At 42.2% G+C, this 15,191-nt stretch carries 8 protein-coding genes; 3 read left to right on the top strand and 5 right to left on the bottom strand.

All coding sequences use genetic code 11. The features are described from left to right. Window positions 1-52: 52 nt before the first annotated feature. The 5 genes from IWX76_RS03130 to nirB are packed head-to-tail and all read right to left on the bottom strand — an operon-like array spanning window position 53 to window position 8,991. Window positions 53-3,568 carry a molybdopterin-dependent oxidoreductase gene (locus IWX76_RS03130; RefSeq protein WP_196858413.1) on the bottom strand — a complete coding sequence of 1,172 codons (3,516 nt, stop codon included), beginning with the start codon at window positions 3,566-3,568 and terminating at the stop codon, window positions 53-55. Window positions 3,569-3,573: 5 nt separating this feature from the next. Further along, the gene (locus IWX76_RS03135) at window positions 3,574-4,884 is read right to left on the bottom strand and encodes a NarK family nitrate/nitrite MFS transporter (protein WP_196858414.1); all 1,311 of its coding nucleotides are present in this window, start codon (window positions 4,882-4,884) and stop codon (window positions 3,574-3,576) included. Window positions 4,885-4,894: 10 nt separating this feature from the next. Then, a complete protein-coding gene (locus IWX76_RS03140; RefSeq protein WP_196858415.1) occupies window positions 4,895-6,088 on the bottom strand; it encodes a molybdopterin molybdotransferase MoeA in 1,194 nt (397 codons plus the stop codon). 19 nt (window positions 6,089-6,107) lie between these two features. Further along, window positions 6,108-6,461, bottom strand: coding sequence for a nitrite reductase small subunit NirD (gene nirD / locus IWX76_RS03145; protein ID WP_196858416.1), 354 nt, complete (start codon window positions 6,459-6,461; stop codon window positions 6,108-6,110). Window positions 6,462-6,477: 16 nt separating this feature from the next. Continuing rightward, entirely contained in the window at window positions 6,478-8,991 is a 2,514-nt protein-coding gene (gene nirB, locus IWX76_RS03150; protein ID WP_196858417.1) for a nitrite reductase large subunit NirB, read from the bottom strand. Window positions 8,992-9,548: 557 nt separating this feature from the next. Here nirB and IWX76_RS03155 point away from each other — a divergent pair. From IWX76_RS03155 to IWX76_RS03165, 3 genes are read left to right on the top strand one after another with little or no spacing between them, the layout of a single operon-like run. Beyond that, window positions 9,549-12,632 carry a SusC/RagA family TonB-linked outer membrane protein gene (locus tag IWX76_RS03155; RefSeq protein ID WP_196858418.1) on the top strand — a complete coding sequence of 1,028 codons (3,084 nt, stop codon included), beginning with the start codon at window positions 9,549-9,551 and terminating at the stop codon, window positions 12,630-12,632. A gap of 2 nt (window positions 12,633-12,634) precedes the next feature. After that, window positions 12,635-14,290 (top strand): RagB/SusD family nutrient uptake outer membrane protein, encoded by a 1,656-nt coding sequence (locus IWX76_RS03160; protein WP_196858419.1) that lies wholly within the window; start codon window positions 12,635-12,637, stop codon window positions 14,288-14,290. Between the two features lie 20 nt (window positions 14,291-14,310). After that, window positions 14,311-15,135 carry an endonuclease/exonuclease/phosphatase family protein gene (locus tag IWX76_RS03165; RefSeq protein ID WP_196858420.1) on the top strand — a complete coding sequence of 275 codons (825 nt, stop codon included), beginning with the start codon at window positions 14,311-14,313 and terminating at the stop codon, window positions 15,133-15,135. Window positions 15,136-15,191: the final 56 nt, after the last annotated feature.

Consider the following 15,191-nt stretch of genomic DNA (forward strand, 5'->3'; position numbering starts at 1 on the left):
TACTTATTTATAAATATCCTTTATTTGGCAATGGCTTAGGTGAATTTTCATTTTAGAATACTTTCAGTAATGAATCAGCTAATGCTTCCTGAAGAATAGCCTTAACCTCTGGCTTGCATGACCCACAGCCCATGCCTGCACCTGTCGCTTCACAAAGCTGCGTCAAATCACCACAGCCCGAAGCAATTTTCTTTTGCAGATTCCCTACCCCAACATTGTTGCAGCTGCAAACCAATTTCCCAATAAGCACCTCTGCTTTTTTTCCACTGCGTAGCAACTGCAATCTTTTGTCACTTAATTCGGTTTTATTGGCTATTAAATCCCTGAATTCCAAAAACTCTTGTTTATCACCAATCAATATAGCGCCAACCAATTTATCCTGATGGATAATGCATTTTTTATAATAGCGCTTCGCTTTATCAATAAAAACAATTTCTTCGTAGTTCACCTCATCAGGCGATTCCGCCAGTCCAATACTGCAAAGATCGAAGCCATGGATCTTAATCATGTTCATAAATAAACTCCCTTCATAGAGAGCACTAATATCGCCTTGATGGAAACGTGCCACCACATCGGCCTGTTGTTCAGCCGCAGTGGTAATGCCATATAAAGTTCCCTCAAATTCTGCAATCTCACCTATGGCATAAATAGAGGGGTCGCTGGTTTGAAGACGACTGTTAACCACAACACCACGTACACAGTCTAGTCCACATTCTTTGGCCAATTCGATGTTAGGTGTGGTACCGATGGCCAGAATTACGGCATCGCAATTAATCCTTCTGCCACTTTTAAGTTCTACGCCTGTTAATTTAGAGCGGCCATAGTATAACTGCACTTCATCATTATAATAGATATCGCAACCCTGGTCGGTCATTTCTTCATGCAACAGCTGACTTCCTAAGGGATCCAGTTGACGGTTCAAAAAACGGGAAACACGTTGTACAATCGTAATGCGCACCCCAATTTCGCGTAAGGAGGCCGCCATTTCCAGGCCCAGTAACCCACCACCAACAATAACCACATGCGCCTGTTTAGGAATATGTTTTTTAAATCCATCTGCATCCTGGCGATTACGCATGGTAAAAATCCCTGGCAAACTGGGCACATGTTTAGGTAGTGTAGCACGGCTCCCTGTCGCCATCACCAATACATCATAAGGCGTTTTTCTCCCGGTAACATCCATGACATATTTTAGCGATCTATTAATTTCTGCAATGCCCACCCCCCTTAAATGTTTGATGTTGAATTCATTTTCCTCTTCATCCTGCATTTTAACCAACTGTTGCCAGCTTTGCACACCACTGATATAGTCTGGAAGCATGACCCGGTTGTAGAACGGAAGATTCTCCTTGCTGAACACCGTAATTTGGTCTAAGGTATTGCCTGCCCTATAAGAACGAACAAAACCATGGGCGCCAGCTCCTGCACCAATAACCACGATCCGTTGAAAATCCTTAACGTGTTTTTTAACACTTACTGCGCAGTACTTGAAGTCGGGTTCTTTAGATATCGGATCAACCAGCGTACTGGTTAGGTTATTGGCCCGATTAAGGTCACTACCTAATATTTTACCCCAATGCATCGGCAAAAAAACGACACCTGCTTTGATCGACAAAGAAAGCTGTGCCTTTAACTGCACTTCACCCCTTCTGGATTTCACCACCACTACCTGTTGATCATCAATACCTAACGCGGCTGCATCAAACGGATGTATTTCCAGATAGGCATGTTTAGTGTGCTGATTCAGCTTACTCACCTTGCCTGTTTTTGAACGTGTATGCCAATGATCACGCACCCTGCCAGTGGTCAATATAAAGGGGTATTCATCATTAGGCAACTCACTATTCAGTTGATCATCCGGACTGTGAATAATCGCTTTTTTAGAAGGCGTATGGAAAGCATGGTTCGTAAATAAACGCGGTGTTCCAGCACCAGTTTTCCGGTTAAGTGGCCATTGTACCGATTTTTGATCATCAAGCTGCTGGTAATTTAACCCCTTAATGTTGATGCTGGTTCGATAAGTAAGCTTAGTATGTTCCTGATAAATAGCCTCCATGCTGGCATAATCGAACCCCTTATAGCCCATAAATTTGGCAAAACGGCAAATAATTTCTGCATCGGGTAAAGCTTCACCTGGGGGATCGATAACCTTTTGAAGGTGACTGATTCTCCGCTCCGAATTGGTCATGGTACCCTCCTTCTCTGTCCATGCAGCTGCAGGTAAAATAACATCAGCATAAGAAAGGGTCTCGGCTTTGTCTGAAATTTCCTGAACCACCACAAATTTAGCCTTCTTCAGAGCTTCCTCTACAAAACGTGCATTAGGCATACTGGTCAAAGGATTGGTGCATATGATCCAAATGGCTTTTAATCGCCCATCATGCAGGGCTTCAAACATTTCTGTAGCGGTAAGTCCCACTTGTGGTGATATAGTTGTACCGCCCCAAAACTTCTGTACCTCCAGACGGTGCGCTTCGTTATTTAAATCGCGATGTGCTGGCAACAAATTTGCTAAGCCACCTACCTCGCGGCCACCCATGGCATTAGGCTGTCCAGTTAAGGAAAAAGGCCCAGAACCTGGTTTACCTATTTGTCCGGTAATTAAATTCAGGTTTATTAAACTCAGGTTTTTATTCACGCCAATGGAACTTTGGTTTAAGCCCATCGTCCACATGCTTAAAAACCCTTTAGCCTCCCCAATATAAGTGGCCGCAAGTGATATTTCCGCAACGCTGACGCCGCAAATCAAGGCAGATTCTTCCAATGTCCGTTCAAAGACTTTGTTTTTGTAAGCATCAAAACCTTCTGTACGTAGTTTGATGAAGTTAATATCGATGTATCCTTTTTCGATAAGTACGCGACCGATGGCATGGTTCAGGGTAACATCTGTCCCTGGATGAAGCTGCAGGTGGAGATCTGCCAAAGCGCAGGAATCTGTTACCCTGGGATCGGCGAGGATAATCTTTACCTCTGGATGTGCAGCTTTATGTGCTTCCACGCGACGCCAGAGAATAGGATGACACCAGGCGGGATTAGCTCCGGTAACGAAAAAACAATCCGCTAACTCGATATCATCATAACAAATGGGCACACTGTCTTCACCAAGCGCCATTTTATAGGCCGTAACCGCACTGCTCATGCACAGGCGCGAATTGGTATCAATATTATTGCTACCAATAAAGCCCTTAATGAGTTTGTTAATGACATAATATTCTTCGGTAAGGCATTGTCCTGAAGCATAGAAAGCCACGGAATCCGGACCATATTTATCGATAAAAGTTTTAAATACTGCCGCCGTACGGGTCAAAGCATCATCCCAGCTTACCTTTTGTAAAGGCATATTTTTATGGTAACGCATTTGCGGGTACAACAGCCGATCACTCTTATCATTAACGGTATATTGAAGGTTTAGCCCTTTACTACAGAGCATGCCCTTATTAACCGGATGCGCTTTATCACCCGTAACTGCGATGTTGTTCTGCTGATCACAGGTGATCGTAACGCCACAACCCACCCCGCAATAACAGCAGGTACTCGTATAGGTTTTATTTCTTTGCGCCTCCATCATAAAAGTTAAGCTTGTTGTAGCGAAGGTTGTTTTATTACTTCTGTTTGTGCAACACCCTTCATCCTAAACCTGGTCAGGAAAACAATAACACCTATTATGGCGACTCCAATTCCGATATACCTGAAGGCATCTGCATAAGTAAGCGTTTCTGATTTGAAAAGAAAACCTACCAGCATGGCACCAATATTACCTCCTGCACCTACAATTCCGCTAACGGTGCCTATGGCTTCTTTATTAATAAATGGCACAATACCATAGGTGCTGCCATTGGCCATTTTTAAAAATAGTGCAAAGAACAACATGGCTGCAATGGCCAAACCCAGGGTATTGGAATTCGCAAAAAGGCTGATTCCTATCCCTTCCAAAACCAACAGGCCTCCCAACAATAACCCTTTGCCCCGCAAACCGTAAGATTTACCAACTTTATCGCTCACAAACCCGCCCAATGCTCTGGCAAAAAGATTCATGCCGCCAAATATGCTGGCCATGGCACCCGCCATAATCATGGAAGCACCATATTGGTCGGTAAAAAAAGTAGCCGCTACATTGTCTACTGTAATTTCTATTCCGAAACAGGCCGCATAAGCAAGTGAAAGTACCCAAACGCGGTAATCTTTAATGGCCTTTACAAAGGAACCTTTTGTTGTTTTAACTTTTGTACGTTCCAGCTCAGCGAAGTTGCCAGCGGGGGTATCTTTGGTATATTTATAATAGATCAGGGCCATCACCAATAACATGATCCCTGGTACCACCATGGCTAGTCGCCAGGAATCGGCCTGACTCACAAAACCCAAAGCAGCGAAACCTGCGGCCAGAAGCGGCATAATCAAATTTGTTAGCCCTCCACCCAGGTTTCCCCAGCCACCGGTTACCGCATTTGCAGTTCCGACTACATTAGGCGCAAACATCATGGAGGTATGAAATTGTGTGATCACAAAAGATGCCCCGATAATCCCGATCACAAAACGGAACAATAAAAAGCTTTCGTAACTATTACTAAGCCCGATACACATGACGGGAAAGGACCCAATCACTAGTAAAATGGTATAGGATAAACGTGGACCGAGCGTATCGCATAGTTTTCCAATAATTAATCGTGCAACAATGGTGGCCGACACAGAAGCAATAATAATGTTGCCAATTTGATCTTTACTTAAATGCAACTGATCGCGGATCAGTGGCATCAATGGGGCTACCCCAAACCAGCCGAAGAAACAAAAAAAGAAGGTTAACCAGGTAATATGAAAGGTACGCATCTGTATACCTTTTGCCGAGAAAATGTTCAGGTGACGGAGTGGTTTGGTTTCATCAGTCATGTAAATGGTTTTAGGGGTTGAAAGGATAATAAGTAATCAGCTCGTGTCGGTTAATATGGGGCGATAAAGCCTGCTGCACTGCAAGGCCACTGGCTGTTACCACCGCTCTAACATCTGCAGATCCGTTATTGGGTAGCTGGTTCAGGCCACCCGGAGCTTCATACGACACTGGGAAATACTCGGTTAGCGAATGTCTTTTAGTTTTATTGGCTAATAATGGAAGACGTTCGGCAGGTGCAGCGGCATAACTACAACATCTGTATAAATAATGTTCTATAAATACCTGAAAAGTGGTAAGGCAGGAAAGCGGATTGCCGGGCAGGGCAAATACCAGTGGTCCAAATGGTTTTTTACCCACCAATAAAGGTTTGCCAGGGCGTATACTTACTTTGTGGAAAAGTGTTTCTACACCTAATGCTTCCAATACTGCCGGCACATAATCGGCATCACCACCAGAGACTGCTCCGTTAATGATCACCAGGTCAGCATGTAGCGCCTCCGAAAGACAGTTTGTTAATTCAATTTGATGATCAGGTACATGGACACATAAAACAGGAATAATGTGCCACTGCGCTAGTAAGGACTTCAGCAAATACTGATTACTGTTTCTGATTTGGTAAGGAGCTACTTCTGCCGCCGGATCTACTACTTCATTGCCTGTAGTTATCAATGCTACCTCAGGCATCTTAAATACGTAGAGTTTAACTTTACCCAATGTAGCTAATAAACTGATTACCTGTGGCGTGCATTTCGATGGTGCTGCAAGTAGCATCTCCCCTTTACTGCAATCTTCTCCTTGCCTTGCAATGTTTTGATAAGGTTTTATTTTATCACTATGTAACACCACACGTTTTCCGAATACGATGGCATCTTCTATTCTGATGATGATATTGGCTGATGCCGGCGTGGCCGCCCCCGTCATAATCTTATAACAGGTTCCTGATACAAGCACCTGATTAGCTGCTTGGGCTGTAAATATCACCTCCAACACCTGAAACTCCCGAATACCCTTTTCCCAATCGCTTTCCATGATGGCATAACCATCCATAGCTGCCCTGTTGAATGGTGGGTAATCCCGATCGGCATATAAATCCTCCGCCAGTATGCGGCCCAAAGCTTCTTCCAAATGGATGCATTCTTTTTTAAATGGCATGGCCTTGGTCGAAATAATGTTTAATGCTTGTTCTACCGTTGTCATGTGCATGCCCTCCTTTAATAATTATTTAAGCGGCTGGGTATTTTAGTCCGATGTAGACCAACCCATTTTCTACTTTCACAGGATAGGTTTGGATGGAACATTCATCGCCACTCAAACACTCACCAGTGGCCAGAGAAAATGTCTTTTTATGGAAAGGACAGGCTATCTTAGGGTCTTCCCCTGCAGAACCGATCATGCCACGGCTCAAGGCCATTTGTTGACGGTGCGGACAAAGGTTTTGGGTAGCATACCATTCGTTGCGGCGCGTAAAATAGAATAAGGCTATCTGATCATCACCACATTTAACACATACGCCACCGTTTTCTACCGCATCTTCTACCCGGCAGGCTTCAAACCAATTTGTTGTTACTTCTATCATGATCTTCTTGTTTTATTTAAACCAATGACCAGTCGGCCGCTTTTTTCTGTCCACGCATTTCATCAAATTTCACTTGTGGATCTTTTTCTTCTGGAGCATTTACAAAGTGATTGAAGCGTTTCCGTATTTCGGGATCTTCCACAGCTGTTTTCCATTCGCATTGGTAAGCATTCACAAGGCCCTGCATTTCATATTCCCAGGTTTCGGCCATGCCCAGACTGTCGTTAAGCACCACATTGCGCAGGTAATCCATACCACCTTCCATTTTATTCAACCATGCAGCAGTACGTGTTAAAGGATCGGCAGTGCGGATGTAAAACATTAGAAAACGATCAATGTATTTTATACAGGTATCGCTGTCAACATCTGCAGCCAGCAACAATGCATGTTGTGGTTTACTACCTCCATTGCCGCATACATACAGGTTCCAGCCCTTTTCGGTAGCGATAATACCAAAATCTTTGCTTTGCGCTTCTGCACATTCACGGATACAGCCACTAACACCCGACTTAAATTTATGAGGTGCACGAAGGCCGCGGTAGCGTTCCTCTATACGTATGGCAAAACTCACGCTATCGTGCAGACCGAACCTGCACCAAGTGCTGCCCACACAACTTTTTACCGTTCTAAGCGCTTTACCATAAGCATGTCCACTTTCAAAACCTGCAGCAATCAGTTCTTCCCAGATTAAAGGAAGGTCGCTCAAGTGTGCACCAAACATGTCAATGCGTTGTCCACCAGTTATTTTGGTGTAGAGGCCATACTTTTCGGCCACCTGACCAATAACAATCAGCTTTTGTGGAGTTACTTCTCCGCCAGCCATCCGTGGGACTACGGAATAGGTACCCCCTTTTTGAATATTGGCTAAAAAACGGTCGTTACTGTCCTGGGCGGTATCATTGCCTTTTTTAAGAATCATATCGTTCCACAAACTCGCTAAAAGCGATGATACCAATGGCTTACACACTTCACAGCCATCTCCTTTGCCCAGGTTATCCAGTACCTGCTCGTAATTTTTTAAATGATGTATTTTGATCAGATCGTATAACTCTTGCCTGCTTAAGTGGAAATGTTCACAAACTACATTTCTCACGTACTTACCATTTTGTTTCATGGTATGCAGCATCAGGTCCTTGATCATAGGTACACAACCTCCGCAGCCAGTTCCTGCTTTGGTGCACTTTTTTATGTCATCTACTGATTCGCAACCCTGAGCATTAACGGCATCACAGATGGCACCTTTAGTAATTCCCTCGCAACTACAAATCAGGGCTTCATCCGGCAGTCCGGTAATTCCCGCATTTTCAGTTTGTGCAGCACCACCCCTGGCACCCAGAATCATATCTTCCGGATTTGGTGGCAAGACAATTTTATTGTTTACGGTTTGTAACAGCATGTTATAGGCTTCGGCATCGCCGATTAAGATGCCGCCAAGCAGGTATTTTCCGTCATTACTAATGTTTATGCGTTTATAAGTGCTTTTATTACTGTCTTCAAACAAAATGGTTCTGGCATCAGGCTCCGTAATAAAAGGATCTCCAAAACTGGCAACATCAACACCAATCAGCTTCAGCTTGGTGCTCATGTCGAAGCCTTTAAAGGTTTTGTTATCATTGCATAAAGTAGCTGCTACCACTTCTGCCATCTCATAACCCGGGGCAATTAAGCCATAAACATTCTGATCAAATAAGGCACATTCGCCAATAGCGAACACAGCAGGGTCGCTTGTTTGCATGTATTCGTTAACGACAATACCACCACGTATACCTACATCAATTCCAGAAAGCCTGGCCAGCTCATCCCTTGGCCTGATTCCAGCAGAGATGACCAGCATTTCGGTTTCCAATTCACTGCCATCATTAAACTTCAATCCCGTAATCCGGTCATCTCCCTCAATGCTATCGGTTCCTTTATTGGTATATATCGTTAAGCCTAACGTTTTAAGTTTACTTTGCAACATGCCACTTCCCGCACTGTCAATTTGCCTTGGCATTAAACGTGGCGAAAATTCAACTACACTCGTTTCCTTGATATCTAGATCGATGAGGGCTTTCGCGGCCTCCAGACCTAACAGTCCGCCCCCTAAAACCGCAGCCTTGGTAACATGAACAGCATAAGCTTTAATCTGATCCAGATCTTCGATAGTGCGGTAAACAAAAACACCATTTTTTTCTATGCCTGGAATATCAGGTACAAAAGGTGCTGAACCTGTGGCCATAATAAGATAATCATAGTGCAGCCGCATGCCTTTGGCCGAATGAACAATCTTGTTTGTGCGGTCTATTTCAGTAACCGGATCGTTCAGCGAAATGGTGATGCCATTGTCGGAATACCAAGTTGATGAAGATAAAGAAAGTTCGTCTGCAGATTTTCCATTAAAGTATTCGCTTAAATGAACCCGATCGTAAGCTCTTCTTGGTTCTTCACCAAAAATAGTGATGTTAAAGTCGGATGATTTGCTGATTATCTTCTCACAAAACTTATATCCAACCATTCCATTCCCAATTACAACTATTTGTTTCTGTTTCATGCTGGTTTTACTTTAATATACTTGTACAATTATCATTTATTTACCAAACACCTTAAAATATAAGGTATTTTATGATTCATTACATATCATTTAGCAATTATCACTATTAATTATCGCCTTTATATGATTTATCTTATTCAAATATATATTATTTGAATACAATTTTACAATTATTATGACATTAATCATTAAAAATATATTTTATCATTGCATTTACGCATAATTAGATAACATTAATAAGCATATACGGGGTTTTTATTAATTAAATATATTTTTTTAAAAGCATTTTCGTCAACAAACAGCTAGTTTCAACAACAAACACAAGTGTTTTCAATAAAAAAACAACATTCACAGTAGTTTTGAATATAAAAACTGCAATAATTTCGGTTATCCGCATCAAAAAACTGGTCAACTCCACGAATAATAGCTTAATGATATCTTAATAGTGACTTAACCGAAAAGGACCTATTTATAAAGACCTTCGTTCAAATTCTTGTTAGTCAACACTTAGTTTTTGATTTTACAGGTAAAACTTTGAACATTCACACAAATAAATTATGAGAAAACCGTTACTAAGCTTGTACGGAGAGAAAACTAAAGGCCTTTTCACCTTTTTATTACTGTTGCTATTTAGCATACAGGTTTCTGCACAAAACAAAATTTTAAGTGGGACCGTTGTATCCCAAGAAGACAGTGAAGCTTTACCCGGAGTGATCATTACCACAACTGGAAGCAAAAAAAATGCAACCTCAGACAGTCAGGGAAAATTCAGCATTGAAGTAACCACAACCGATCAGCTTCTGGTTAGGATGATAGGTTTTAAGCCCCAAACCATTCCTGCGGGCATGCAAACAAACCTGGTCATCAGGTTAACTTCCACTGAAGAAGTATTAAATGAAATTGTGGTGGTTGGATATGGCACACAAAAAAAGGCCAATTTAACCGGAGCCATTAGTACTGTTAATGCGGAAGCTTTTAAAGGAAGGGCGGCACCTACAGTGAGCTCCATGCTTCAGGGACAAATGCCTGGAGTTACCGTAGTGAACTCAACAGCGTTACCTGGTAGTAATGGTGGTACCATTAACATTCGAGGGGTGGGCACTTTAAACGACGCCAGCCCTTTAATAGTTATTGACGGTGTACCGGGAGGCAATCTTAACATCTTAAATCCTGATGATATTGAAAGTGTTACTGTACTGAAGGATGCAGCATCGTCCTCCATTTATGGCGTTAGGGGTGCAAATGGCGTTATTTTAGTCACTACAAAAAAAGGCCAGAATAATGCGGCTCCAACCCTATCTTATAACAATTACTTTGGAACACAAACGCCAACAGCATTACCTGGTTTTTTAAGCTCCACAGATTACATGCAGTTATTAAATGAAGCTAAAGTAAATGCCGGAGCCAATCCAACGTATACTGAAGAGCAAATAGAAATTGCAAGAAACGGATCAGATCCTAATTATTATGCCAACACCAACTGGATTGAGGAGATGTATAAATCAAGTGCGCCACAGCAAAACCATAACTTAAACTTATCAGGTGGCGGCAATAACATGAATTATTATGCTTCTTATTCGTTTTTGAAAGAAGGTGGACTTATTACTGGCGATAACTTCAATGCCAACCGCCACAATGCCAGATTACGTTTAAGCTCTACACTGTTCGACCGTTTACAAATTGATGCAAATTTGGGTTATGTAGACAGGTTAGTGTCAGGTTCCAGCGCAGGTGTTGGTTCTGGAAGTGGCCCTATTTACACCGCGCATGTGATATCACCTTTAGTTCCTGTTCGGTTTACCACTGGCGGCTGGGGTTACCTGGGTGGTTCTGCAAACCCTATTGCCATTGCTACAGATGGCGGTTCAAATGCTTTCACTTCCCAGGAAATCACAGCAAATTTACAAGCTACCTTAACCATTACCCCGGAATTTCGGATTAAAGGTCAATATGGACTAGTGAAATACAACTCTTTGAGGGAGATCTTCACCAAAACAATTGATTATTACAGTCCGATTGATAATTCATTAATCTATCAAACCAACGATCCCAATAAAATTGATAACCGTGACTATACGGGTTTATATCAAACTGTTATTGGTACTGCAGAATATGAAAAAACTTTCGCAAGTAAACATTACCTGAAAGCGCTTGCTGGTGCATCATCTGAAGAAACAGGCAACACCCATTTTCTTGCCAGCCGTACCAATGTACCCACACAGGATGTTGGAAGTATCAACTTAGGAACCCTTAACCAGCTAAACGATGGTGATGCTTCAGAAAATGCATTACAATCGGTGTTCGGAAGACTAAATTATAGCTTTGACCAGAAATATTTGCTGGAAGGAAACTTCAGGTATGATGGATCTTCTCGCTTTGCACCAGATTTACGCTGGAACACCTTTTTATCAGGATCTGCAGGCTGGATATTTTCTGAAGAAAACTTCTTTAAGCCCCTAAAAAGCTTCATCAACTTTGGTAAAATAAGGGCTTCCTATGGAAACCAGGGAAATGATAAAGTAGGTTCCGACTACGCCTACCAGGCTGCCATCACCTCGGTAAATACCATGCCTATTGGAAATGAAATTACCGTAGGTTACCGACAAACCGGTATTCCTAACCAGTTACTGACCTGGGAATCTGTGACGAAACAAGATATCGGCATCGATTTAATCATGCTGCAAAACCGGCTAAGTGTAACCGCAGATTATTATATTAATAAAACCAATAACATCCTGTTAAATGTGCCACTTCCCGATGTACTTGGAACAGGCTATCCTCCACAAAATGCCGGTAAAGTAGAAAATAAAGGATGGGAGTTGATGGTTTCCTGGAAAGATAATATTCAGGATTTCACCTATGGCGCCAGTTTTAACCTATCTGACGTAAAGAATAAAGTAGTAAGCCTTGGTGATGCTCCTGCAACAGTAGGCGATCGCATCCGAATGGTTGGCTATCCAATTGATGCTTTTTATGGCTTTGTGGCCGATAGAATTAGCCAGGTGTCTGACTATACACTCGACCCGGTAACCAATAAGTATACACCGAACTTTCCTTATGATTCCAGCTATCCTATGCAACCCGGTGATATCATGTTTAGTGATTTAAATGAGGATGGTAGAATAACACCTGCAGATGACCGAAAAGTCATAGGAAGTGCGATACCAAGATACACTTACGGCTTTAGGGGTAACTTAGGCTATAAAGGGGTCGACCTCAGCTTTTTCTTCCAGGGTGTAGGACAAGCAGATGGTCTTATAGGTGGAAGTGCAAGACATGCTTTTATTAGTGACGGGTCCAATCCTCAAGCTGTTCATTTAGATAGGTGGACACCAACAAATCCAGGGGCAAGTTACCCTCGTTTAAATTATGGGTATGCGTACAACCAGCGTTTATCAACACACTGGCTTGAAGATGCTTCCTACCTGCGCTTAAAGAACGTTCAAGTGGGTTATACCCTACCTAGAAGCCTTACTGAAAAACTGCGTATTGACCGTTTAAGAATTTTTGCATCTGCAGATAACCTGTTTACGCAAACTGACTATTTCTATGGCTATGACCCCGAATCACCAGTATCTACAGGCGGTTATTACCCACAAGTAAAGACGTTTATGTTCGGTGTTAACATCAATTTTAAATAATCATGAAAAATATATTATTATATATGCTTGCTGCCCTGGCGATCTTCACCAGCTCTTGCAGAAAAGACTTTTTAGACCGCACACCGCAGGATACCATTTCAGATGGTACTTTTTGGAATACAGAAGAACAATTGACCTTAGCCCTAAACGGTCTTTATGCTAACGTGAAGAATAACAATACCGTGGCATTGGATCAAATGGGCGATAACAGTATCAACTCCGCAACTGGCGATAGCTACAGAATATTCAGTAGTGGAAACTTTGGTGCCGACCTGGCTTCTGTAAATGCAGAATGGGTAAGCCAATATGCTGGTATACGCCAGTGTAATGTATTTCTAGAAAACTATAACAAAGCAACTGGCGTTAGTCAGGCGAAAAGAGACCAAATGGCAGGCGAAGCGAAAACCATTCGTGCCTACATGTACATGAATCTGGTTTGTTATTTTGGAGATCTTCCCATTGTGACTAAACCTTTAAATATCGATGAATTATACGGCCCAAGAAATCCAAGAGCAGAAGTGCTAGATTTTATAGTAAACGAATTGGAAGAAGCCGCTGCCATGATGCAGGCTGCTCCACAAACAGGCGACAAATTAGGTCGTTTTAGCAAAGGCGCTGCTCTTGCTTTTAAATCAAGAATCGCTTTATTTGATGGACGCTGGGCAGTGGCAGAAAAGGCCGCAAAAGATGTCATGGACCTTGGGGTCTATAGTTTATATTCCACAGGAAAACCTAAGGAGGATTATAATAAACTCTTTTCTTATGCAGGTAAATTATCCCGTGGTGCAAATAAGGAAACCATTGTTGCCCGTATAAACCTTGCAGATGTAAGCATGCATAACATTAGCCGTGAATCACAAGTTCCAGATCAGGCTTCAAGATACAACCCGACAAAATCTCTTGTTGACGCTTATTTGTCGATCGACGGATTGCCTATCGAGAAATCACCTTTGTATAAGGAGAACACCTATGCCAGTTTGTTTGAAAATCGGGATCCAAGGATGAAACAAACCATATTAGCGCCAGGAAGCGCATGGGGAGGAAGAAAAGATGGTAATCCCGCCAACAACGATCCTACTATTTTTACTGCACCAAAATTTGTATCTGATAAATTGGGGAGTGTTACTACAACTGGGTTTTATTTTACAAAGTATGTAGAAATTGATGCCGTAGCAAGAGTGACAAAAGATGAAAATGATATCCATGTCATGCGCCTTGCAGAAGTTTTATTAAATTACGTGGAAGCTAAAATGGAACTGGGAACACTTACACAAGCTGATGTAGACTTGACCATTAATAAATTGCGCGATCGTGTAGGCATGAAACGAATGGTGCTTACGGAGCTTGCCGCCAATGGCATGGATACAAAAACTGAAATAAGAAGAGAAAGAAGGGTGGAGTTAGCACGTGAAGGCCAAAGGTGGTATGATATTATCCGCTGGAAACAGGGCAATCTTTTAGCCCAGGATGTTAAAGGAATGAAAAAATCCCTGGCGATTGTGCCTGCCCAGGTAAGTCAATTTGCTGCTGATGCAAACGGTTATATTGTGGTAATGTCGGGCAGGCAATTTGATGAGTCTAAACATTACCTTTGGCCGGTTCCTCTTATTCAACTTCAGCGTAACCCTAACTTAGGCCAAAACCCCGGTTGGAATTAATGATTTTTATCAAAAAGGATATGAAATACTATAAATACCTGTTCTTCTTATTTAGCATGATGATACTTTCTTCCTGTGCGGAGAAGTTGACGACTAGTAAACACGCTAGCGAAACAGCACAAAACTTACGGGTATTGTGCTACAACATTCATCATTGCAATCCCCCTTCTACCCCGGGCAAAATAGATATCGACGCTATCGCCAAGGTGATCAAAGCACAAAAACCTGATTTAGTGTCCTTACAGGAAGTAGATGTGAATACCATCAGATCTGGAAATATTAACCAGGCGAGCTTGCTGGCTGAAAAGCTGCAAATGAATTTCTTCTTTGCAAAGGCAATTGACCATGATGGAGGCCAATACGGTGTAGCCATATTATCGAAATACCCAATAACTGAACAGGTGATTCATCGTTTAACCACTCAGGCTGGTACAAAAGGAGAACCCCGGGTACTCGCTACGGTTTTAGTGAACCTTCCTGGCGGAAAAAAGGTCAGGTTTGGCGCTACCCACCTTGATGCTCAAAAAGAGGATACCAATCGCCTGCTGCAAATGAAAGACATCAATGACCTAGCGCAGCTGGAAAAGTTGCCATTTATAATTGCTGGCGACTTAAACGCGATGCCCGGTAGTGCGCCAATCAATCTTTTCGACAAGCAGTTTACCAGGACTTGTACAAATTGTGAATTTACAATTCCCGTGATTAATCCAAAAAAAGCTATCGATTTTATAGGCTTTAATAAAACGAATCAAATTGAAGTAATCAGTCATCAGGTGATTCCAGAGCGATACACATCTGACCATCTCCCTATTTTTTCAGTATTGAAGTTAAAAGACAGTAAATAATAATTGGTTATCAATTGAAAAGCCAGTATCACGATTGTGATACTGGCTTTTTAATT

Origin of the sequence: Pedobacter sp. CAN_A7 (genome assembly GCF_015752175.1) — a bacterium.
GTDB lineage: Bacteria > Bacteroidota > Bacteroidia > Sphingobacteriales > Sphingobacteriaceae > Pedobacter.

What these genes read in the sequence shown, in the direction of transcription:
- IWX76_RS03130 (WP_196858413.1), bottom strand. Translation starts at nt 3,568, where the DNA reads ATGATGGAGGCGCAAAGAAATAAAACCTATACGAGTACCTGCTGTTAT.
- IWX76_RS03135 (WP_196858414.1), bottom strand. Translation starts at nt 4,884, where the DNA reads ATGACTGATGAAACCAAACCACTCCGTCACCTGAACATTTTCTCGGCA.
- IWX76_RS03140 (WP_196858415.1), bottom strand. Translation starts at nt 6,088, where the DNA reads ATGCACATGACAACGGTAGAACAAGCATTAAACATTATTTCGACCAAG.
- nirD (WP_196858416.1), bottom strand. Translation starts at nt 6,461, where the DNA reads ATGATAGAAGTAACAACAAATTGGTTTGAAGCCTGCCGGGTAGAAGAT.
- nirB (WP_196858417.1), bottom strand. Translation starts at nt 8,991, where the DNA reads ATGAAACAGAAACAAATAGTTGTAATTGGGAATGGAATGGTTGGATAT.
- IWX76_RS03155 (WP_196858418.1), top strand. Translation starts at nt 9,549, where the DNA reads ATGAGAAAACCGTTACTAAGCTTGTACGGAGAGAAAACTAAAGGCCTT.
- IWX76_RS03160 (WP_196858419.1), top strand. Translation starts at nt 12,635, where the DNA reads ATGAAAAATATATTATTATATATGCTTGCTGCCCTGGCGATCTTCACC.
- IWX76_RS03165 (WP_196858420.1), top strand. Translation starts at nt 14,311, where the DNA reads ATGAAATACTATAAATACCTGTTCTTCTTATTTAGCATGATGATACTT.